This is a genomic window from Pseudoduganella violaceinigra DSM 15887, from assembly GCF_000425385.1.
Classification (GTDB): domain Bacteria; phylum Pseudomonadota; class Gammaproteobacteria; order Burkholderiales; family Burkholderiaceae_D; genus Rugamonas; species Rugamonas violaceinigra.
The window spans coordinates 31,611-51,493 of the sequence record NZ_AUDI01000004.1 but is presented as its reverse complement, the minus strand read 5'-3'; the positions used below and the strand labels follow the sequence as shown (position 1 = coordinate 51,493).

General features: G+C 64.4%; 20 protein-coding genes. 6 read left to right on the top strand and 14 right to left on the bottom strand.

All coding sequences use genetic code 11. From position 1 onward, the window contains the following. Positions 1 to 2: 2 nt before the first annotated feature. Entirely contained in the window at positions 3 to 944 is a 942-nt protein-coding gene (locus H597_RS0103970; RefSeq protein ID WP_028100987.1) for a TIGR03571 family LLM class oxidoreductase, read from the top strand. A 6-nt stretch (positions 945 to 950) separates the two neighbouring features. Here H597_RS0103970 and H597_RS0103965 read toward each other — a convergent pair whose 3' ends face one another. Further along, a complete protein-coding gene (locus H597_RS0103965) occupies positions 951 to 1,595 on the bottom strand; it encodes a hypothetical protein (protein ID WP_161630569.1) in 645 nt (214 codons plus the stop codon). 5 nt (positions 1,596 to 1,600) lie between these two features. Beyond that, on the bottom strand, positions 1,601 to 2,140 hold the full coding sequence (locus H597_RS0103960; protein ID WP_028100985.1) for a hypothetical protein: 540 nt from the start codon (positions 2,138 to 2,140) through the stop codon (positions 1,601 to 1,603). 481 nt (positions 2,141 to 2,621) lie between these two features. Here H597_RS0103960 and H597_RS0103955 point away from each other — a divergent pair, with 481 nt between their 5' ends. The 4 genes from H597_RS0103955 to H597_RS35615 all read left to right on the top strand — a co-directional run bounded on the left by H597_RS0103955 (position 2,622) and on the right by H597_RS35615 (position 7,049). Further along, complete coding sequence (locus H597_RS0103955) at positions 2,622 to 3,863, top strand: paraquat-inducible protein A (RefSeq protein ID WP_028100984.1); 1,242 nt, start codon at positions 2,622 to 2,624, stop codon at positions 3,861 to 3,863. Beyond that, on the top strand, positions 3,841 to 5,493 hold the full coding sequence (locus H597_RS0103950) for a PqiB family protein (protein ID WP_028100983.1): 1,653 nt from the start codon (positions 3,841 to 3,843) through the stop codon (positions 5,491 to 5,493). The genes H597_RS0103955 and H597_RS0103950 overlap by 23 nt, the downstream gene beginning before the upstream one ends. Further along, entirely contained in the window at positions 5,490 to 6,089 is a 600-nt protein-coding gene (locus H597_RS0103945; protein ID WP_051293515.1) for a PqiC family protein, read from the top strand. Before H597_RS0103950 ends, H597_RS0103945 begins: the two co-directional genes overlap by 4 nt. A gap of 150 nt (positions 6,090 to 6,239) precedes the next feature. Next, a complete protein-coding gene (locus tag H597_RS35615; RefSeq protein WP_211232006.1) occupies positions 6,240 to 7,049 on the top strand; it encodes a pre-peptidase C-terminal domain-containing protein in 810 nt (269 codons plus the stop codon). A gap of 33 nt (positions 7,050 to 7,082) precedes the next feature. Here H597_RS35615 and H597_RS0103935 read toward each other — a convergent pair whose 3' ends face one another. Both H597_RS0103935 and H597_RS0103925 read right to left on the bottom strand, forming a co-directional pair. Continuing rightward, a complete protein-coding gene (locus H597_RS0103935) occupies positions 7,083 to 7,892 on the bottom strand; it encodes a hypothetical protein (RefSeq protein WP_154667941.1) in 810 nt (269 codons plus the stop codon). A gap of 257 nt (positions 7,893 to 8,149) precedes the next feature. Beyond that, positions 8,150 to 9,244, bottom strand: a complete 1,095-nt coding sequence (locus H597_RS0103925; RefSeq protein WP_028100980.1) for a type IV pilus twitching motility protein PilT — start codon at positions 9,242 to 9,244, stop codon at positions 8,150 to 8,152. 202 nt (positions 9,245 to 9,446) lie between these two features. On the opposite strand from H597_RS0103925, the gene H597_RS0103920 reads away from it, so the two are divergent. Next, positions 9,447 to 10,136: a response regulator transcription factor gene (locus H597_RS0103920; protein WP_028100979.1), complete on the top strand. Its 690-nt coding sequence runs from the start codon at positions 9,447 to 9,449 to the stop codon at positions 10,134 to 10,136. 16 nt (positions 10,137 to 10,152) lie between these two features. On the opposite strand, the gene H597_RS0103915 is transcribed toward H597_RS0103920, so the two are convergent. The 10 genes from H597_RS0103915 to H597_RS33075 are packed head-to-tail and all read right to left on the bottom strand — an operon-like array spanning position 10,153 to position 19,768. Next, entirely contained in the window at positions 10,153 to 10,635 is a 483-nt protein-coding gene (locus H597_RS0103915) for a lytic transglycosylase domain-containing protein (RefSeq protein ID WP_229632083.1), read from the bottom strand. Continuing rightward, positions 10,616 to 11,980 (bottom strand): shufflon system plasmid conjugative transfer pilus tip adhesin PilV, encoded by a 1,365-nt coding sequence (gene pilV, locus H597_RS0103910; RefSeq protein ID WP_035373086.1) that lies wholly within the window; start codon positions 11,978 to 11,980, stop codon positions 10,616 to 10,618. Before pilV ends, H597_RS0103915 begins: the two co-directional genes overlap by 20 nt. Then, on the bottom strand, positions 11,977 to 12,471 hold the full coding sequence (pilM, locus tag H597_RS0103905) for a type IV pilus biogenesis protein PilM (RefSeq protein WP_028101382.1): 495 nt from the start codon (positions 12,469 to 12,471) through the stop codon (positions 11,977 to 11,979). Before pilM ends, pilV begins: the two co-directional genes overlap by 4 nt. 27 nt (positions 12,472 to 12,498) lie before the next feature. Next, positions 12,499 to 13,065 (bottom strand): type 4 pilus major pilin, encoded by a 567-nt coding sequence (locus H597_RS0103900; RefSeq protein WP_051293571.1) that lies wholly within the window; start codon positions 13,063 to 13,065, stop codon positions 12,499 to 12,501. A 48-nt stretch (positions 13,066 to 13,113) separates the two neighbouring features. Beyond that, complete coding sequence (locus H597_RS0103895; RefSeq protein ID WP_028100975.1) at positions 13,114 to 14,175, bottom strand: type II secretion system F family protein; 1,062 nt, start codon at positions 14,173 to 14,175, stop codon at positions 13,114 to 13,116. Beyond that, entirely contained in the window at positions 14,165 to 15,766 is a 1,602-nt protein-coding gene (locus H597_RS0103890; RefSeq protein WP_083940939.1) for a GspE/PulE family protein, read from the bottom strand. Before H597_RS0103890 ends, H597_RS0103895 begins: the two co-directional genes overlap by 11 nt. Then, positions 15,763 to 16,278, bottom strand: coding sequence for a type IV pilus biogenesis protein PilP (gene pilP / locus H597_RS0103885; protein ID WP_028100973.1), 516 nt, complete (start codon positions 16,276 to 16,278; stop codon positions 15,763 to 15,765). The genes H597_RS0103890 and pilP overlap by 4 nt, the downstream gene beginning before the upstream one ends. Beyond that, entirely contained in the window at positions 16,268 to 17,518 is a 1,251-nt protein-coding gene (gene pilO2 / locus H597_RS0103880; protein ID WP_028100972.1) for a type 4b pilus protein PilO2, read from the bottom strand. The genes pilP and pilO2 overlap by 11 nt, the downstream gene beginning before the upstream one ends. Before the next feature lie 10 nt (positions 17,519 to 17,528). Then, positions 17,529 to 19,268 (bottom strand): PilN family type IVB pilus formation outer membrane protein, encoded by a 1,740-nt coding sequence (gene pilN, locus H597_RS0103875; protein ID WP_229632082.1) that lies wholly within the window; start codon positions 19,266 to 19,268, stop codon positions 17,529 to 17,531. Next, positions 19,265 to 19,768: a toxin co-regulated pilus biosynthesis Q family protein gene (locus H597_RS33075; RefSeq protein ID WP_051293513.1), complete on the bottom strand. Its 504-nt coding sequence runs from the start codon at positions 19,766 to 19,768 to the stop codon at positions 19,265 to 19,267. The genes pilN and H597_RS33075 overlap by 4 nt, the downstream gene beginning before the upstream one ends. Positions 19,769 to 19,883 lie beyond the last annotated feature (115 nt).

Here is a 19,883-nt window from a genome sequence, read left to right as displayed (position 1 = left end):
CCATGATTCCATCACTGGCCCGGCTCACCGAGGGCGGCTTCAGCATCGGCGTTGAAGCACCGCTGGATAACGACTGGACGCATGCCGGCGAACAGGCACGCCGCCAGGCTGGCCGGCTGCCCGGCGAGCCCGATCTGCTGCGACATGCCGAACTGGCCCAACTGGCAGACCGCCTGGGATTTCGGGCACTCTGGGTGCGCGATGTACCGGTGTACGACCCATCCTTCGGCGACGCAGCCCAGGTATTCGAAGTGTTTTCCTACCTTGGCTATCTGGCCGGGGTCACGCGCGACATCCTGCTAGGCACTGCCGCCGTGGTGCTGCCGATCCGCGAACCGCTGCTCACACTGAAGTCGGCGGCAACGGTGCAACGACTGAGCGGAAACCGCCTGTTGATGGGAGTGGCCAGCGGCGACCGGCCCGTGGAATATCCGCTGTTCGGGCGCGACTTCGCCGGTCGGGGAAACAACTTCCGCGACCAGATCGCGCTGCTGCGTGACGGCGCCCAGCCCAGTCTTCCGCCGGGGCTGGCGCTACTGCCGCGCATGGAAGCGCCTCTGCCGCTGCTGGTCGCCGGCCTGGCGCAGCAAAGCCCTGCCTGGGTCGGAGCGCAAATGGATGGCAGCCTGGCCTACCCCGGCACGCCGGAGGATCATACTCGCCGCGTTGCTGCCTGGCGTGCCGTAGCCGGGGCCAAGCCCTACGCCACCTTCATCCACCTGGACTTGAGCGAGCACCCCGACGAACCGCTGCAACGCTGGCGCTTCGGCTTCCGCGCTGGACGCGAGGCCCTGGCCACCGAACTGCATGCCCTACGCGAAGCTGGCGTCGATCACGTTGGCTTGCACTTCCGCCGCAACCGGCGCCCGCTTGGCGAAACCTTTCACGAAATCGCAGAGCATGTGCTCCCGCGATTCCATGAAAGCGCTATGCAGGCCGCCTAGAACAGCTTACTTTGGACACTGCTTGCGCGGCGTCCAGTCCCAGGTATTGTTCTTCTTAACGAGTTTGACCTGCCATTTACGCGACTCTTCGTTGATGCAGTATGCCGTTGCAGCCAGTTCGCCGCTGGGCAGCCAGGTCGGCGCTTCGAGGAAGGCATACATTGCCGCCGGCTTGCCGGACTCGAGGACGCTGACGCCGCTCCAGGATTTTTTACCGTCTGCGGTATAGATCGTCCAGTCGCTGCCATCGCGGCCGTCCTGCTGTTCGTCGGCAAAGTAGGCACGGCGGTCATCCGAGAAGATAACGCTCTGGCCACCGTTGGTGACAACGCCGGTCGCTTCGTTAATCAGTTTTCCGGAGAGACTGGTTTCGTTATGCTGCACCAGGATGTAGCCTTCCTTGCGGTCGCAGAAGGTGTAGTGCACGCCATCCATTGGATCGTCGTAAGGCGGCTTGTCCTTGTAAGTCAGGACTCCCGCCTTGGTGGTGACCTGCAGCACGTGCTTGCCTTTCCGGGCAACCACGCCAGGAGCCTTGTTGCGAATACGGACCTGTTCTTTTTCGGATTCGGCTGGGCAGCTCAGTTCGAGGGGAGCGGCGTGGAGGGTTCTAGCGGCAAACGACAATACGAGTAAAAGTGCGATTTTCACGTTGGTTACTGAGCTTGAATGTAGATATTGGACAGGTCGGCCTTGCCAAGATTTTTCGCCTTCTTGTCGTAGGCGGCTTTCAGCGCGTCCCTGACTTCCACGCTTTTTTTCTTGTCCCGGCTGGCGCCCAGCAGCTTGCCGTCCCAGTCGTAGATTTCGGCCCACTCGCATTGTTCGCAATTGCCGCCGTTGGACAGCATGGTGACAATGAACTTCTGCTTGCCTGGCGTCTCGGCGCAGAATGCATCCCCCAGTTTTTCGGCGACGATCGGATAGGAATCTCCTTGCTCCAGAGTGGCAGGCTTAAACGACTGGCCGCCAAGCTCCTTGCCGCTGGCGGAATCGATAATGCTCAGCTGCTGGGAGGTGCAGGACAGCCCCATATAGCCATCTTCCTTGTAGCACGAAGCCTTCACTTCAACCTTCCGCTCGCCGCACTGCATAACAGCAGCGCGCTGGCGCAAAGCCGGCTTTCCGCCAGCCATTGCAGATTGCGCCAAGCTGGCAGCCAAGAGCAAACCGCAAACAATAATTTTCTTTTTCATAGAACTCGCCAAGTTGCAACAAATATAATTTTACCGCGCGGCATTCTAGCATTGCTTTGCCGGCGCCCGACAGACTAAAGGTGTTTAATGAGAAAGTGCTACGGGTCAAATTAAAGCCGCGGACTTTAGCCGATTGAGGCTTGCCTCAAACTATTGAAAAATCAAATCCCAGGCTTCTCACTTGCCACAATTTCGTGCAGGACGCTTTCTCCATTTAGAATCAATTACTTAAACGTACTCCAAGCTACCTGTTAACAGGGTTTTCCACAGAAACCGTTAACAACTCACACAAAAGTCAGGGTCAGGTCTGTCATTTGGACACGCAGCGCACACCTTTGATGCAGCTCAATGCGCCTAAATCAGAATGGGCGTCGTGCGCCGAAAAAGCTGGCCACCATTACGCGGGGAACGCAAGGTTTTCGCGGGCTGTTGCCACGGTTATGTCGTATCATGCCCGCATGGTTGAGTTAAGGCTAAACGAGTGCATCGATACGATTTGATCAGTTGCCACGATTGTGGCGTGCTGCATTCCCGGCGCCCAGTGCGCCCACGCGAGAAGGCGCGCTGCGTGCGCTGCCGTTCCGTGCTCTATCGCGGCATCCACTCCGATGCCAGCCGCATGGCCGCCATTACCATGGCAACGCTGATCGTATTCCTCATTGCGCAGTGCAGCCCGATCGTCCAACTGGAAGTCAACGGCGGCGTCACACGCGCCACGCTGATGGGAGCTATCCTGGTGCTTTGGCACCAGCACATGCCACTGGTTGCAGCCGCGGTCTTCCTCTCCACCATCCTGCTGCCTGCGATCGAACTACTCTCGCTGCTGCACGCTACCCTGGCCCTGGCAAGAGGCCACAAGCCCAAGTCAATCAATCTTTTACTGTATTCGGTTCACCTGGCCCGGCGCTGGGGCATGATGGAGGTGCTGATGATCGGCATCCTCATCACCATCGTAAAAATGACCAGCCTGGCCACCGTGGTGCTGGAACCCGGCTTGTTCGCTTTTGGGGCGCTGACGCTGATGCTGGCGATCGTGGTCTCGTTCAATCCAAAGACCTTGTGGAACCTGGCCGATTCGCTCACACCCCAGCCGCCCGCACCGCAACTCGCTCCCGACGAGGCCTTGTCCTGCCACGTCTGCGGCCTGGTGTCGCCAAACACGCAAGCGCATAAGCGCTGCCCGCGCTGCAACGCACGCCTGCACCATCGCCACCCCGACAGCATTGCGCGCACCTGGGCCTTCCTGATAGCCGCCGCCATCCTCTACATTCCGGCCAACCTGCTGCCCGTGATGTACACGCATTCCATGTTCGGAAAAGAAGACGACACCATCATCAGCGGCGTACTTTATTTCTGGGAGAGCGGCTCGCCCGCGCTGGCCACGATCATCTTCGTCGCCAGCATCGTGGTGCCGCTCCTGAAACTGGCCGCCTTGTCGCTGCTGGCATGGACATCGCAGCGCCGCTCGCGCTGGCGCCCCATGCAGCGCACCTTGCTCTACCGCCTGGTGGAGTTCGTCGGACGCTGGTCCATGCTCGACATCTTTGTCATTACACTGACCGTTGCCTTGGTACGCTTCCAGACAATGGCTACAATAACCGCCGGGCGGGGCGCCCTGGCATTTTGCGCCGTGGTGATCCTGACCATGATCGCTTCAATGCAATTCGACCCGCGCCTGATCTGGGACCCGATCCCCCCGAATGGAGAAAAACAAGATGCCTGAACACGAAGGCAACCCACCCAACACCGCCGGCGCGCCCCTGCCCCAGCCCCAGGTCGAAAAGGCCAGTAACTGGCTGCCTTCGCTGGTTTGGCTAGTGCCGCTGCTTGCGGCGCTGATCGGCATCGGGCTGGTCGCCAAGTCCTATTTCGACGAGGGACCGACGGTGACGGTGAGCTTCCGCAACGGCGAAGGACTGGAAGCCGGCAAGACCAAGGTCAAATACAAGGACGTGGAAGTCGGCCTGGTACGCGCCATCTCCTTATCGGCGGACCTGAGCAAAGTGCTGGTCACCATCGACATGAACAAGGGCGCACGCCGCTTCATCGCCGCCGATTCCCGCTTCTGGGTGGTCAAGCCCCGTGTTGGAGCCAGCGGCGTGTCAGGACTCGACACCCTGCTGTCCGGCGCCTACATCGGCGTCGACGCCGGCAAGTCCGAGGAAACCAGCCATGAATTCACCGGCCTGGAAAAGCTGCCCCAGGTGGCGGGCGACCAGAAAGGCACGCAATACACCCTGCACGGCGAGACGCTCGGATCGATCGATGCCGGCTCCCCGGTCTTTTACCGCCGCATACCGGTCGGCCAGGTCATGGGCTACGAACTGGAAAACAACGGCCAGGGCGTAGCGGTCAAGGTCTTCGTCAACGCTCCTTACGACCAGTACGTAGGCAAGAACACGCGCTGGTGGCACGCCAGCGGCGTCGACCTGCAACTCGACTCCGGCGGCTTCAAACTGAATACGCAATCGGTGGCCGCCATGCTTATTGGCGGCATCGGATTCGAATCGGTAACCGGGCGCAAGCCGGATACGGTAGCAGCTGCGGGCAGCGAGTTCCCGCTGGCGGCCGACCAGTCCAGCGCAATGCGCGAGCAGGACGGCGCCCCTATCACCACGGTCTTCTACTTCAACCAGTCCCTGCGCGGCCTCTCGCCCGGCGCGCCGATCGACTTCCGCGGCATCGTGCTGGGCGAAGTGCGCTCGGTGGGCGTGGAATTTGACCCGGTCAAGAAGGACTTCAGGATGCCCGTCACGGTGGACATGTATCCGAGCCGCCTGGGACGCAGTTTCCAGGAGACGGTGACCGATGAAAAAGACCGCAACGCCGGCCCGCTGGTATTGGAACGGATGGTCAGCCACGGCCTGCGCGGCCAGCTGCGGACCGGCAACCTGCTGACCGGGCAGCTGTATATCGCGCTGGACTTCTTCCCCAACGCGGCCCAGGCCAAGCTGGATATGAACGCCTATCCGCTCGAAGTGCCGACGGTGCCGAACGCGCTGGACGAGCTGCAGGCGCAGATCGCCAGCATCGCGCGCAAGCTTGATAAAGTGCCGTTCGACCAAATCGGCAATAACCTGCGCGACTCGCTGAAGAGCGCGGACACGCTGTTCAAGAAAGTCGATTCGCAGCTGGTGCCGGAATTGCAGTCGACCCTCGGCGAAGCGCGCCAGACCTTCGGCGCGGCGCAGCAGGTATTGCAGCAGGATTCGCCGGTGCAGTCCGACCTGCGCACAGCCTTGCAACAGATGACGCAGACCTTGCAATCGCTGAACGAATTGTCCGATTACCTGCAGCGCCATCCGGAATCGCTGATCCGCGCCAAACCGCAACCAACAAAGGAGAAAAAATGATGCGCTGGCACGTCCTGAGCGGCGGCATTGTGGCCGCATTGTCGCTGGCCGGCTGCGCGAGCGCTCCGCCGGAACACTTCTACAGCCTTAGCAACGGCATGGCTTCCGCAGCCAGCACGCCGAATCCCGGCTACTACATTGAAGTGCAGAATGTGAGCGTGCCGCAGCAGGTCGCGCGCAGCCAGCTCGTGGTAACGTCGGCGGAAGGCCGCATCGACGTGATGGAACAGGAGCGCTGGGCCTCCCCGCCGGCATCGGAAATCGGACAGGCGCTGTCGCTGGCCGTCTCCGGCGAACTGGGCGTCATTGACGTGTTCCGCACGCAGCCGCCGGAAAAATCCGCCGTCTATCGCATCAGCACCAATGTGCAGCGCTTCGAGTCCGCGCCTGGTAAATATGCGATGCTCGACGCCGTCTGGAGCATACGCCTCGCAGGCAGCGCTCAAGTGCTGACCTGCCGCACCACCGCCCGCGAAGAAGTCGCCCCAGGCTATGACGAACTGGTGATGGGCCATCGCCGCGCAGTGGCCAAAGTCGCGTCGGATATCGCCAAGGCGCTGCGCAGCCAGGTTGCGGGAAAGGGCGTGTGCCCTTAACCCGCCGGCCGCAACACTGACGCTTAAATAGTCACGCTTTCGCCACATGGCGTTGAATCTGCATGACGGCCACGTCCAATTGGCGTATTCTCGCTCCCGCAGCATTATCACTAATGCAACATTGTGAAACTATTCATTTCGGGAGACTTCATGAAGAATATGCTCGGCGGCCTCGCCTTGGTACTTTGCGGACTGCCCCTACAGGCCAGCGCAAACACGATTTACCTGACCCGTCATGCGGAAAAATCCGCCACCGGCAGCGACCCGGTCCTGACCGCGGAAGGCCAGGTACGCGCGACCAATATTGCCGCGACGTTGAAAGACGCGCAGGTCAAACATATCTATTCGACTGCTTACCAGCGCACGCAGCAGACCGCACAACCACTTGCGGCATACCTGGGTTTGCCGGTGACGCCGTATGATGGCGGCCAGCTTCCGTCGTTCGCGCAGCAATTGCGCGCCCTGCCCGATAACGCCCTGGTGGTTGGGCACTCCGATACGACGCCTGAATTGATCCGCCAGCTGGGCGGCGACCCTGGCAGCGCCATCGCGGAGACCGAATTCGACCGCCTGTATCAGTTAACGTTTGCTGCGGACGGCAGCGTGACCACCAACTTGCTGCATTCGCTGCCAAGCACCTTGAACATTCCTTGCGCCAGCGTGACGCTGAACCAGGCCAACCTCACCGCCACGGCCGGCAACTGGCTGTACTTCACCATCAACGTGCCTGAATGCGCGAATACGCTCAACGTCAGCATGAGCGGCGGCAGCGGCGACGGCGACTTGTACGTCCGCTATGGCGCACAGCCGACCGCGAACGACTACACATGCCGTCCCTACAAGACCGGCAATGCGGAATCCTGCCCGCTGACCAATCCACAAGCGGGAACTTGGCATATCGGGATCAAGTCGTACACCACGTTCAGCGGCGTTACCTTGAACGCGACTGCGGCCCAATAAGCCGATTCGGGCCGCGATAAGGCACTGCGCCATTTACTGGCCGGATTTCTCGATCAAAATCTCGGCCGCTGTCTTGCGCAGCGCGCTGTCGCCGCCCTCTCCTTCGCCGCCGATTTCGCGCATCGTCGCCGACATGTGGGCGGCACTCGCCATGGTGCCAACCGTGCGGACTGCGGCTCCAACGAGCGGAGCGCCGGGGAAAGGCATCATGCTGATCGCGGTGGCACCCACTTGCATAATTGCGGCGCCGGCCAAGCCGGCCTTTGCCTCGAACTCGAGCCGCTCGCGCATGGCGCTGGCCACCTCGTCGATGCCATCTTTGCTGGTGGTCGATGCAGCGTAGACGGCGTCGCCAACCTTTCTCGCGGTTTCGAAAGGCTTAGCGGGATCGAAGTGATCGATCGCGTCCTGCGCCGCAGCTTTACCAAGGCGGCCGACGTCGCCCTTTGTTAAAGGCGCCTGGCCGCCGACCACTTTGGCCGCACCGACGGTGGCCAGGGCATCGTTTTTCAAACCATCAGCCAACTCTTTGAACTGTTCCGCCGAGATGACAGGATGCTGCGCGAGCGTCGCCACGTCCGCCCCCAGTTCCTGCATTTTCGCGAACTGAGCGCTGATGCCCCCGGTCACCGGAGAGTCGCCAATGCCGCTGCGGACCGACTCACTGAACCGGCCCAGGCGTTCATTGCCCGTGCCCGACTTGGGGACCGGGTAAGCCGGCCGTTGCGGCAAAGGTGGCGGCCCGGAAGGCTCCGGCTTGCCATGCGCCATGCGATCTATTCCGACACCGCTTGCGACGGTGGCCACGGTGGTCAACAAGGGTTTGGCTGCTCGGCTCAGCATAATGTGTCCTTTCAATTGAACGCGGCAACCGCCGCCTACCTTAAGTGCGATAGCGGCGGAACTGGTTCCACATTTTTGTATTGGAATCGGCGGCATCCCGTTCCTGCCGCGCCATGGCGGCGAACAGACGCCGCATATCGTCAAGGCTGATCGCCAAAGTTCTTAAAACGGGTCGCAAGGAACTGCCGCCTGCCGTCGAAGAAGGGCAAGGCAAGGCGTGATGCGCTTGCAGGTCCGGCCTGCGCCGGACTTTTTTTTTAGCGCGTATTGCCCAGCATTTCGCGCAGTTCCAGACGGTTGTAGGCCACGCGCAGTGCATCGCGCGCAGTGATTTCCTTGCGCGCGACCAGCTGCTGCAGCACTTCATTCAGCGGCCGCGACATGCTGTCCTCCTTGCGCTTCATGTAGTCGGAGATCATATGCAGCTTGTCCGGATCGACGATGAAGGGAGCGATCTGCTGGTTATGGTTGAACACCATCTCGCTGGCCAGCACATAGTTCTCGCCATTTTCGGACGGCAGGAGGCTCTGGAAAATCACGCCGATCAGGGCGCTGGCCAGCATGGCCGAGCGCTGCGCGCGCTGGTCGACCGGGAAGAAACTAAGCAGCTTGCTGATCGCCCCCACCGCGTTCCCGGTATGCATGGTCGCCAGCACCAGGTGGCCCGACTCGCCCGCGTGCAGCACGGTTTCGGCGGTGTCGTAGTCCCGGATCTCGCCCACCATCAGCACATCGGGTTTCTGCCGCAGGGCTTCGCGCAGGCCGCTGGAGAAGCTCGCCGTGTCGATCGGCACTTCCTTCTGCGAGATGATTGACTGCTTGCGCTGCAGCGTGTATTCAATCGGCTCTTCGATGGTGACGATATGGCCGTTGCGGTTGGCGTTGATGTAGTCCAGCATGGCCGCGATGGTGGTGGTCTTGCCCGAGCCGGTCGGCCCGGTCACGAGGATCAGGCCCTTGTTCGATTCCAGCATGGTGCGCACATAGGACGGCAGGCCGGTGCGTTCCAGCGACAGCGGTTCCAGCGGCAGCCGGCGCACCGACAGCGCCACCTTGGCGCCGGCGCCAAGGCGGTAGATATTGCAGCGCAGGCGGCAGTTTTGCAGCACGAAGGGACGGTCCAGGGCCTTGTCGACGATCTTGTCTTCCCAGTCCTCGTCTATGCTGTCCAGCAAAGGCCGCAGCTCGCCCATGGTCAGCGGCCCTTCGTGGAACTGCTGCCAGCCGCGCGGCGTTTTCACCATGGCGGGCGCACCCTGCTCCAGGTGGATATCGGAAAAGCTCTGCTGCCCGCCGACCAGCTGCATGAACTTATGCTGGAAGTCGCTGGCACGCGATGAATCGTTGGACATCAGGGTCACCTCTAAGATCAATTGAGTTCAAGCTACGTGATTCTACACAGGTGGAGTCGCAAGTCACTTTTCTCAGCTCCACGCGATGCGCGCACACGATAGCGATGGTGCCTGCAAAGACGCAAGATTGTGTTTACTATTGGCCAATTAAATTCCAGTGGGCACGTATTGAAGCTGAAGTGACTATCAAGTTTGGACGAACATGAAAATCGCATGCCATATCCAAAATGCCGCAGTCTACGAGCTGGTCAACAGCGTGCTGACGCGCGCCGGCTTCGAGGTGCAGCGCTTTGTTTCGGAAACTGCGTTGCTGCGCGGCGTGCGGCGCGACGACGTCGACCTGATCGTGGTCGACCTTGCCAGCGAACCGGATGCGGACAACAGCCTGCTTTCGTGGCTGAACATGCGCACCGGCGATGCGACGCCCGTCATGATACTGTCCCCTTTGCGCGGGGCCGAGCTGGTGGCCCAGGTACTGAATGCGGGCGCCGACGAATTCCTGCCGCGTCCTTTCGAAGCCGTGGAGCTGACGGCGCGCGTGAACGCCCTGCTGCGCCGCAGCGGCAAGCCGCAGCAGCGGCGCACCATCGAGTTCGCCGGCTACAGCCTGGAACGCGACAGCGGGCGCCTGCAATTTCTCGGCCAACTGATCGAACTGACTCCGCGCGAGTTCAGCATGGCCTGGCTGTTTTTCTCCTCGCCCGGCGTCTACATTTCGCGCAGCACCATCGGCACCGTGATCTGGAGCACCGACAGCGAGGTGGCCGGCCGTACCATCGAGCAGCACGTCTACAAGCTGCGCAAGAAGCTGCAGGTCGGCGACAAGCGCATCGTCATGATACGCACCGCCTACACCCAGGGCTACCGCCTGGAGCTGTGCACGCCGGAATAGCCCGGCACGACGCGCCTCACCGGGCCGCATAACCTTCTCCGTCCGCTTCCGCCTGCGCGGCCAGCGCCGCTTCCGGCAGGTTCTTCTGCACTTTCTTCGCGTACTTGATGCGCTTTTCCGGACTGACGGCGTTGTAGGCGCCCACCGCTTCCCACGTCACCCCCATGCGCTGCATATTCTGCGACAGGATCCAGGCGCCCACCTGGATGCTGGTGCAGGGATCGTACAAGTCTTTTTCCTGCACGCCGTGCTTGCGCAGGGTCGGCAGCCAGCTGCTGTTGATCTGCATCAGGCCGATGTCATAGCTGCCGTTCTTGTTGCGGTTGATCGCGGCCGGATTGAGCCCCGACTCGGTCTTGGCAATCGCGTACAGCAGGTAGGGATTGACGCGGTACCATTGGGCCGCTTCCTCCCAGCAGGCTTGGGCGGGAAGGCTGTGCAGCGCCAGGCAGGCCGCCAGGGCCACCATGGCGCGCTTGTTAGGGAGTCTCTGTTCCATTTGCGTACTTGAAGGTTCTGTCATTACCGCAGGTTAGAGGCACCGATTTGTCATCCATCACGATGGTACCCATGGGGAATTTCAAGACATCGCGCCCTTCCACAGCGCTCCATTCCATGTAATGGCATTTGCCGCCGGCTGTTTTCTCGGAGGTGAGGTTGATCGAGGGCGCAGCCATCCAGCTGCTTGCCACGATCCGGCGCGCAGCGACTGTGCGTACCACATTGGCATCGCGCTGGACATCGAGATCGCGGCCGGCCTGCAGGTCCATGTCGGTGGAAATATGGCCTGCGGCATGAACGGTCCCTTGCGATTCGATGGCCTGCGACGCGCGCAGATTGCGTGCTCTCACGTCGCCCGGTACATCGAGGTTGCCGTCTTTGTCCAGGGCAAGCGGCGCCCAGCTGCTGCCGTCGAATGTGAAGGCCCGGCTCAGGTTCATGACGATGCGCACGTCGCCGCGCGCGCTGCCGGCAAATGGCAGGTCGCTCCAGGCCTCGACCGGCGCTTTCCATGACGAAGCGAGGTTCCAATGGCCAGTCCCGTCGCAACTGAGGAGGTTACGCGAAGTCGCATCCACCGCGAGCCCGGGCTCGGCGACACCGCTGGCGTTCAGGCAGGAGTCGCCCGCCGCTACCAGCGCTGCGCCGCCAAGGCGCAGCGGCGTATTCATGCGATTGAGCTCGGGACGGCCCGGCACCGCGCCGCGATACAGGAAATCGGTGGCCAGTTGGCCGGCGCCGTCGTAAAACACGTTCGACACCAGGTGGCCGGCATCCTGTGCCGTTCCCTGCAGGACCGCCGCCGCGCCTCCCGGGCAGGTCACGCCCCGGTAAGGCGTAGTATCCATATGCCAGGAAGCACCGCGCGCCACCGCCGGTTCGCGCGCGGCGATAAAGCCGCTGCCAGGCCCCGCATGCAGGGATACGGCGCCGATATCCTTGTCGCCGATAGGCTTGCCGCCGCTGGTCACCACCAGCGCATCGAATTTGCCGGGCGCGCCGGCGGCATCGGGCTGGCGTATCAGCAAACACGTCGACTGCTGGTAGGCGTTCAGGTCGGCGAATCCGGCCGGCAGGAAGCGCCCGCTGCGCAGCTGCTCAAGGCTAACCGCCAGCACCGCGGCGGCAGTCGGCGTGGCGGCCTTGATCGCGGTGTGGTTGGCCAGCATATAGCGGTCGGCGGCATGCACCACCTGCGCCTGGTAGTAGGCGGCTTGCTGGCCGCGCAGCTCGTCGAGCGAACTGTCGCTCATGCCGGTCAGGCCAAGGAGCAGCACGGCGCCGATGGCCAATGCGCCCAGCAACTCGAGCAGGCCCATACCCGCTTGGCGGCGGGCCTTCATGGCGCCACCGCCAGCCAGACGGGAACCCCGTCCGGCAACGCCAGGCTGGCCAGCGCCGCCAGGGGAATGCCCGTGTCGCCGTAGACCGGCGACTGTAGGTTGGGCGCACCGCGCCGGTAGCTGCCGGCCAGTACCGAGTTGCGCGCCAGCTGCACGATCTGGCGCGTCAGGTCGTGGCGCGGCAACTGCGTGGCGTAGACGTAGATGGTGCCGCCGGCATCGCGGTAATTGCCCCATGGCGTTGCCTGCGGCCCCTCCAGCAGCGGCCAGTCGCGCAGCGCGCCGCTGGATCGGAGCGTGGGCAGGCTGACGCTTGTGGCGCGCAGGTCGTTGGCCCGGAAATAGGCCACCACCGCGCTGCGGTAGTTCGCCATGCTTTCGGCACTGGCGCCGTCCAGCAGTTGCTGCCCGGACGCCGCATTGCGCTCGGCCAGCGCCGCGTAGGCGCCCGCCAGCGACATCACCAGCGTCAGTATCACGACATTCCACATGCTACCTCCTCGCGCTGTTGAATCGCCTCAGGCGCCCTTGAACGTGATGGCATTGCCGGCAGCTCCCGCCACCGAACACGCGGCGGTGGCATCGCCGACCGATACGGGGAAGACCGTAATGGACTTGCTGCCCTGGCTGATCTCGACCCAGCCGCTGGCCCCGGTGAGCAGGTTCACACAAACATCCTGCGGTATGGATGCGTAGCTGATCTCGAATCCCGTGGCGGTACCTGTCACCGTGACGGCGCCGCCCCAGCTGTTTTTCAGGGTGTTGTCGGTGGTGTTCTTGGCCAGTGTGCCTGGAATGGCGTTGGCGGCGATCATGCTGGGCACCAGGCTGGCAGCCGGATAGGACTGGCCGATGTACAGCTTGCGCACCGCGGTGCGCATGGCCACCGCCTCCTCGATGGCCTGGTTCGACTTGGCGCTGCTGAAGGCGCCGCCCAGCAGCGAAACGGCGCCCAGCACCACCACAGCGGCGATGCCCAGGTAGGCGATACCCTCCAGCAGGGAGGCGCCGCGCTGGCGTGCGATGGATGGAATGCGGGAAATTGGCAAGACGGGTTTTTGCTTCGGTTGGAACAGCTGCTTCATGGTCATGCCTCCAAAAAGTGACTGGTGTATCAAGAAATTCAAACCGGCCTAGCCCACGCCGCGGGTGGCGGCGGCGATTTCCTGCTGGATGCCGAAGAAACCGGTCACCAGCCAGGCAATCACCAGCGCCAGCGTGACGATGGCGAAACCGTTCAAAACCTTCATGCGCAGGGCGACCGCTTCCACGCCCTCTTCCATCCATTCCGCCGCCAGCAGCTTCAGCGCTTCCGAGAAGCCCTTGTAATCGGCATAGACGCACAAGTCGTCGATGATGGCTGGCGATGGAAAACCGTAGCCCGCATGGCGCAGCGCCTCGCCGCAATTCAGGCCCGAGCGCACGCCCATCAGCGCACCGTCCAGTCTTTCGCGCAGCCAGGGCTGGGATTTGAGCGAGAGCCGCGCCAGCGATTTTTCGACCGTCACGCCGGCTGCCTGCAGGGCAGCGAACGCCATCAGGAAGCCGCTGCCGACGATCAGGCGGTAAATCGAAAACGGCGCAAAACGGTCGAAGAAAACGCGCGCATTGCCGCGCCACAGCGGCAGGGAAAACAGCAGGGCCGCGATCAGGGCGACGCTGCCCGCTACCGCAAACAGCATCCAGTCCTGCACCCAGAGCGACATGCGGTACAGCGAGCGGGCCGCCCCATGCCAGCCGGATGGATCGACCAAACGCGTGAACTGCGGGATCACCATTGCACCGAACAGCCAGATGTACAGCGCGATCATGCCCAGGATGGCGAGCGGATAAGCGGCGCCGCTGACGATCTCGGTCTTGATGCGGCGCCCCGCCTGCACCACGTCGACCAGGGCGTGCAGGCTGCCTTCCAGCCGCCCGGACTGTTCGCCCGCCATGATGATCATCTGCTCGGTGCCGGGCACCCACCAGGCCAGGCCATCGGACAGCAGCTGGCCGTTCTGCACCATGCGCCGGCAGTCGTCGAGCACCAGGGGCAGCACGCTGCCGCCGGCGTTGCGGCGCGCCAGTTCCTCCAGGATGCGCAGCAGCGGCAGGCCGCCGCCCAGCATCTTGGCGATCTTGCGGTACAGGCGCACCCGCTCGGCCGCGTTGAATTGGGTGCGCGCCCAGCGGCGCATGAGTTCAACGCGCATCGCAGCCCTCCTCCACCACTTGCAGGCGGCGCCGCGCCAGGGCCGCGCCGGCGTTCAGGTGGCCCAGCACCTGCTCCGCCATGCGCGGATCGACCAGGCCGGCCGCCACTTTTTCCACCGCATGTTCGACCATGGTGCGCCCGCCCAGGGAACGCAGCCAATAACTCAGGGCGGCGGCCTTGTCGCCGCGCCGCACATGGCCGAAGAACTCGTCGTCCGGCAGGATGATCTCGGCCACCACCGTGCGGCCGATGCTGCCATGGCCGGCGCAATGCTCGCAGCCAGGGCCAGTCACATGCACGCGGCGCAGGTCGGCCACCACCTCGCGCAGCCGTCCCAAGACGGCGGCCGGCAGCGGCGCCGGGGCGGCGCTTAAGGGCAGCTTGCAGTGCGGGCACAGCGCTTTCACCAGGCGCTGGCTGATCAAGCCGGTGACCACCGTGTGGTCGGCCACCTGGCTGGCCGCCAGGCCCAGGTCGAGCAGGCGGTCGGTGATCGCCAGCGCGCTGTTGGCGTGAATCGTGGTCCAGACCTGGTGCCCCGTCATGGCAGCCCGCACCGCATTCTGCGCCGAGGCGCGGTCGCGCACCTCGCCCACCATGATGGTGTCCGGATCGAGCCGCATGGCGTTCGAGATGGCGCCGGCAAACAGGCGCGAACGTTCGTCTTCCGAGCCGGCATTGACGACCGAGGTCTGCACCGCACCGTCGATCGGGTATTCGACCGGGTCCTCGATGGTCAGCACATGGCGCCGCCCCTCGGCTTCGGCGATCTGGCCCGACAGGATGCGCTGCAGGGTGGTCGACTTGCCGGAACCGGTCGGCCCACCGATGATGTTCATGCCGATCGGCTGCTCCTTCAGCTGCTGCAGCATGGCGGCCTGCTGCGGGCTGAAGCCGAGCGGGCACAGTTCGCCGTCGCCGGCCTCCAGATAGAGCAGGCGCAGCACCATCAGCGTGCCCTCATTGGTCGGCACGGTGGCGATGCGCACGCCGTGCAGCTCGGGCGGCAGCTTGTCGCGGTCGGCGATGCTGGCGTCCTGGCGCTCGGTCGGCTTGTAGGAACTGTCGGAAACCGAGGCCATGGCGCCGTACAGGGTAGCCAGCAGGCGTTCGCCGTACTCGCGCGTCTGCACGCTGACCGGGGTCAGGTCGCCGCGCACGCGGAACAGGATTTCCGTGGCGCGCTGGCGCACGCGGATGTGGATGTCCGAAGCGCGTGCCGCGCAGGCCCGGCTCAGCAGATCCTTGGCCGTGACCTGCATCATCGAGCGTTCCTGGCCCCGCTCCACCAGGGCGCCGCCGCCGCTGGCGTACAGCTGGCGCAATTCGTCGATCTTGGCATGCTCGACCCGGAACGCCTTGCGCATGCGCTGCAGGCGCGCCTGGTAGGACAGCACGTGGGCGTTCATGTCCTGGCCGACAGCCACCAGCAGGCGGCCGTCGGCCAGCAGGCAAAGCAGCTTCCTCTCTTCGGCACTGGCCTCGTAGCGGCCGGCATGGCTCAGCACCGCGGCCCCATGCGGGTCCGCTTCCGCCTGCGCGCCGCCGGCCGCCGCCGGCATGCCCGGCAAGGCGATGCGCAGCTTCATCGCGCGCTCCGCTGCCCCGGCACGGCAGCCGGCAAGCCGGGCGCCGGCGCGGCCGGATTGAAGGCGTTGACCTGCTGTGTATAGCCGGACAGGCGCACACGCTTGCGTCCCGGCGCGCTGGCGACCACTTCGTTGTTGCGGATCGAGACAATGCGCATGCCGCCCGCCAGCACGCTGCCCACCTGCACCTCGGCCACGCTGCCGTCGGCCAGTTCCAGGGTGGCGTACAGGGTGTCGCCCAGCCCTTCCACGGCGCGCACCACCGGGTCGCCCACCACCACGGGCTGGGACAGCGCCGCGCCCATGGCCTGCTTGGCGGCGATTTCGTTCTGCCGGGTGATGATAGAGGACTGCACTTCGAGCTGCTTCTCGCGCGCCCGCAGCAGCAGCGTTTCCGCCTCGATGCGGGTCAGGCTGGCGGCCGTGCTGTCCGCGCCCTGGCTGGCCGCCGGCAGCAGCGCGCACAGCGCCAGCGTCAGGGCGGCGAAGCCCCGGGTCTGCTTATTTTGCATAGATGACTCCTTCAAGTAACCACGCCATACCGCGATAGGTAATCTTTTCAAGGCGCACACCGGGCCGCTCCAGCATGGCGGCCAGCTGCTGCGGGGCCACGCCCTGCGCTTCGAGCTGGAAGCCGAAGGCCTGCCAATCGGGCGCCGCAGCCCCAGGCGCCGCGGGCAATGCCGGCAGCGCGCGCTTGTTCAGGCGCATGGACAGGCCCAGGCTCTGCATCTGCGCCATCAGCGGTTCGACCGCCTGCGGCGCTGCCAGCAAGTCCTCGCCGCGCGCCGGCGCCAGCCCGGCCAGCGGCCCCGCCAGCGTGGCCTTCTCGCCGCCCGGATCGATCACGGCCTGCGGCACTTCGGCGCGCAGGGTCGCCACCGTCGCTGCGCTGCGCGACCAGGCGTAGCGATAGTTCCCGCCCATGCACGCGAATTCATCCAGCCGCCAGCCGCCGGGCGTCAAATGGTCCAGCCGGTTGAAGCAGGCGTGCATGGCGGCCGACGGCAAGGGCTGCTCGGCCCAAGGCCGCGGCGCGGGTCGTGGCGCGGCAGCGCGCTGCGCCAGCAACGCCTGCTCCGCCTGGCGCTTCGCCTGCCAGTGCTGCCACGACAGGAACACCCCGCCGCCGCCCACCGCCAGCGCAACGGCGGCCGCCAGGCGCCAGCCCGGCGCACTGTGCGCCGCGATCGGGCGCAGGCGCCACCAGCGGTACACGCGCAGGCTGCCGTCCTTGCGCTGCGGCAGCAGGCTTTCGATGCGCCGCACATTGAAATTGTGGAAGCCCTGGCCGGCCAGGCTTTCGTCGCCGATCACGACATTCCATCCGCCCAGCGCATAATCACCGTACAGACGTTCCAGCACCTCCTCCTTGCTGCCGGCGAAGTCGCCGTTGGGCAGAAAATTGGCGTCGCGCACAGCGAAATAGGCCCACTTCCCGTCCGGCAGCTGCAATGCCGCCAGCCAGTTGTGCACCGGCTGCAGCATGCCGTCGTAATAGGCGCCTTCCATCGCCACCGTCTTCGACACGGCCGCGCCCAGCGAGTACAAAGTGCGCGCTGCGCCCTCGCTGCTCTGCGCGTAGCCGGCCTGCGCGGTCGACTGGTCGCGCCGCACCACCATCAGGTCGGAGCCGATCTTGCGTCCCAGTTCCATCGCTTCGCGCTGCAGCTCGCGCGGGCGCGACAGCGATTGCCAGAACAGGCCACAGACAAAGCGCGCCTTGTCGATCTGGATGATATGGATGCCCATGGCCCCCTCCTCAGGCCCCGGCCATGGCAATCGGCGTGATCAGGACCACGATCACTTCCTTATTGCTCTTGGCCTTGACGCCGCCGCCCAGCAGGTAGTTGTTGGGCCGGCCCACGCCCTGGCGGTCGACGTTTTCATCGGTCTGTTCGAAACCGCCGATCACCAGGGTCTCGCCGGACTTCATCGACACGCGCTGCAGGAAGTTACGGGTATCCATCTCCGGCGATTCGATGCGGGTGTTGTTGCTCTCGATGACGCGGAAGCCGCGCAGGGTCGAGATATCGATGGAGAACTGCAGCATCACGGCGCCGTTGTTCAGGACGTGCGGCAGGATGCTCATATTGAAGCCGGCCGTCACCACGCCCGGCGTCAGCGTGGTGGTGGTGCCGACCTGGGCCACCACCGAGGTTTGCGAGCTTTGCAGGTAGCTGGTCTGGCGCGCCACCTGCACCGGCACCGGCTGGTTGTTCAGCGTGACCACCGAGGCCGTGGTCTGGCGCCGCACCTTGCCCTGCTCGGCCAGCGCCTTGGCGACCAGCGTGCTGCCGCTGAAACGCGAGTTGCCCACAATGCCCGCCGACAGCGCCGCCGCACTCGGATTGCCGGTGAAGGTGTTCTGCAGGCCGTACTTGCTTTTCAGGCTGTTGTACATCAGGTTCCAGTTGATGCCGTATTCGTCCCCCTGCTCCAGATTGACCGACAGCACCGTGACATTCATCACGATCTGGCGCGACAGGGCCTGGTTGGCGCTGTCGATGTAGGCGCCGATGCGCTCCAGCGTATCGGGCGTGTCCACCACGGTGATGGTGCCGGTGGCCGGCGCCGCCAACACCTTGCCGTGCGGCGAGAGCATCACCTTGACCGCGTTTTCGATCCCGCTGTACACGGACAGCTTGGACACCACGCCCGTGTTCTGGCTGTTATTGGCCGACACCACGCTGCCGGTGGACGCACCACCTCCCGCAGCGCCGCCCGCGCTTCCGCCGCCCCCGGCCGCCGTCGAAGCGGCGCCGCTGGTCACGGAAGCCGCGAAGGACGCGTCGCCCGGTACGGCGCTGATCTGGAAGGTGCGCGCATCGGTGTGGTAGAACTGGATCACGCCGTCGGCATATTTCCAGGAGACGCCAAAGCGCGCCGCCACCGTATCGAGCAAGCCTTTGAAGGAGCCGTTGGCATAGCTCACGCGGATGCCGCCCTGCAGGTCGGGCTGGAAGCTGACACTGGCATCGGCGGCGCCGCTGCGCTGCAGCGCGTCGCCGCCTGGCCCCGGCTCGCCCGGCATGCCCGGCGGCAGCGGCAATGCCGGCCCGCCCGACGGCGAGCGCATGGCCGGCGGCGATGGCAGGTTGGCGCGGCCGCGCTTGAAGGCGCTGGCAGCGATGTTGGCCGCATCGGCGTTGACGCGGCTTGGAATGCCCGAGCGCAGTGTCAGGCGCTCGGCCAGCTCGGACAGCGAATAGATGCTGCGGTCGAAGGTGGCGGGCTGGTGGAAAATGGCCGGCAGTGGGGGCTGCCCCAGCTTGACCACATTCTTGCCCAGCCAGATGCCCGGTTCATGCACCACCCGCACCGCAGCCGGGATCACTGCCCCGCTGGCGTTGCGCCCCACTTCCTTGACCAGGCCCGAGGTCTTGCCGTCCGCCTCGTCGGCGTTGGACGTGACGCGGTCGGCCAGGTCGGAGCAGCCGCTGAGCGACAGTGCCGCGCAAGCCAGCACCGGCAGGCAAATCCAGATCGGGCGGCGCATCATTGCGCCCCCCTGCCCATGATGCGCAACACCTTATTCCCCTTGTAGAACACTGCTTTCATCGGCATCTCCGCGCTATCCATGCTGGTCACGACGGTGGCAACCGCCTCTTCGAAAGTGCCAGGCACGGTTGTGCGCACCTGCACCGCATAATCGACCGGCAGCTCCCACAGCAGCTGCCAGCCCGCCGAACCGGCCCAGCGCGCCAGCGCCCCGTTCAGCGTTTTGTCGGATGGGACGATGTCCCAGGCATCCGGGGCCGCCCGTTCGGCCGGTTCGGCTGCGGGCGCCGCGGCCGTGTTCACCGTGGCGCGGCCCTTGCCCGCGGCAGCCAGGCGCGTCGCGGGTTTGACCGGCTTGCTGCGCTCCGCCGCCGCGGGGGCGGCTTCGGGTACCGCAGGCGCCGCTGCCGGCGCCGCGGCAGCCACACCGCAGCACAGCGTCAGGCCCAGCGCCGCGAGGGTTTTCCGTGCCGCGCCATCCAATGTGATATTGAGGTTCAACGCTTTTCCTCCTGATTGCCATTGCTGGCAGGTGACATCAACAAAGCCTTGCTGAGAAATATAGACGAAAGTGCATTCCGAATTTCTCAACAAGGCTCAACAGTCCGCCCGGTGC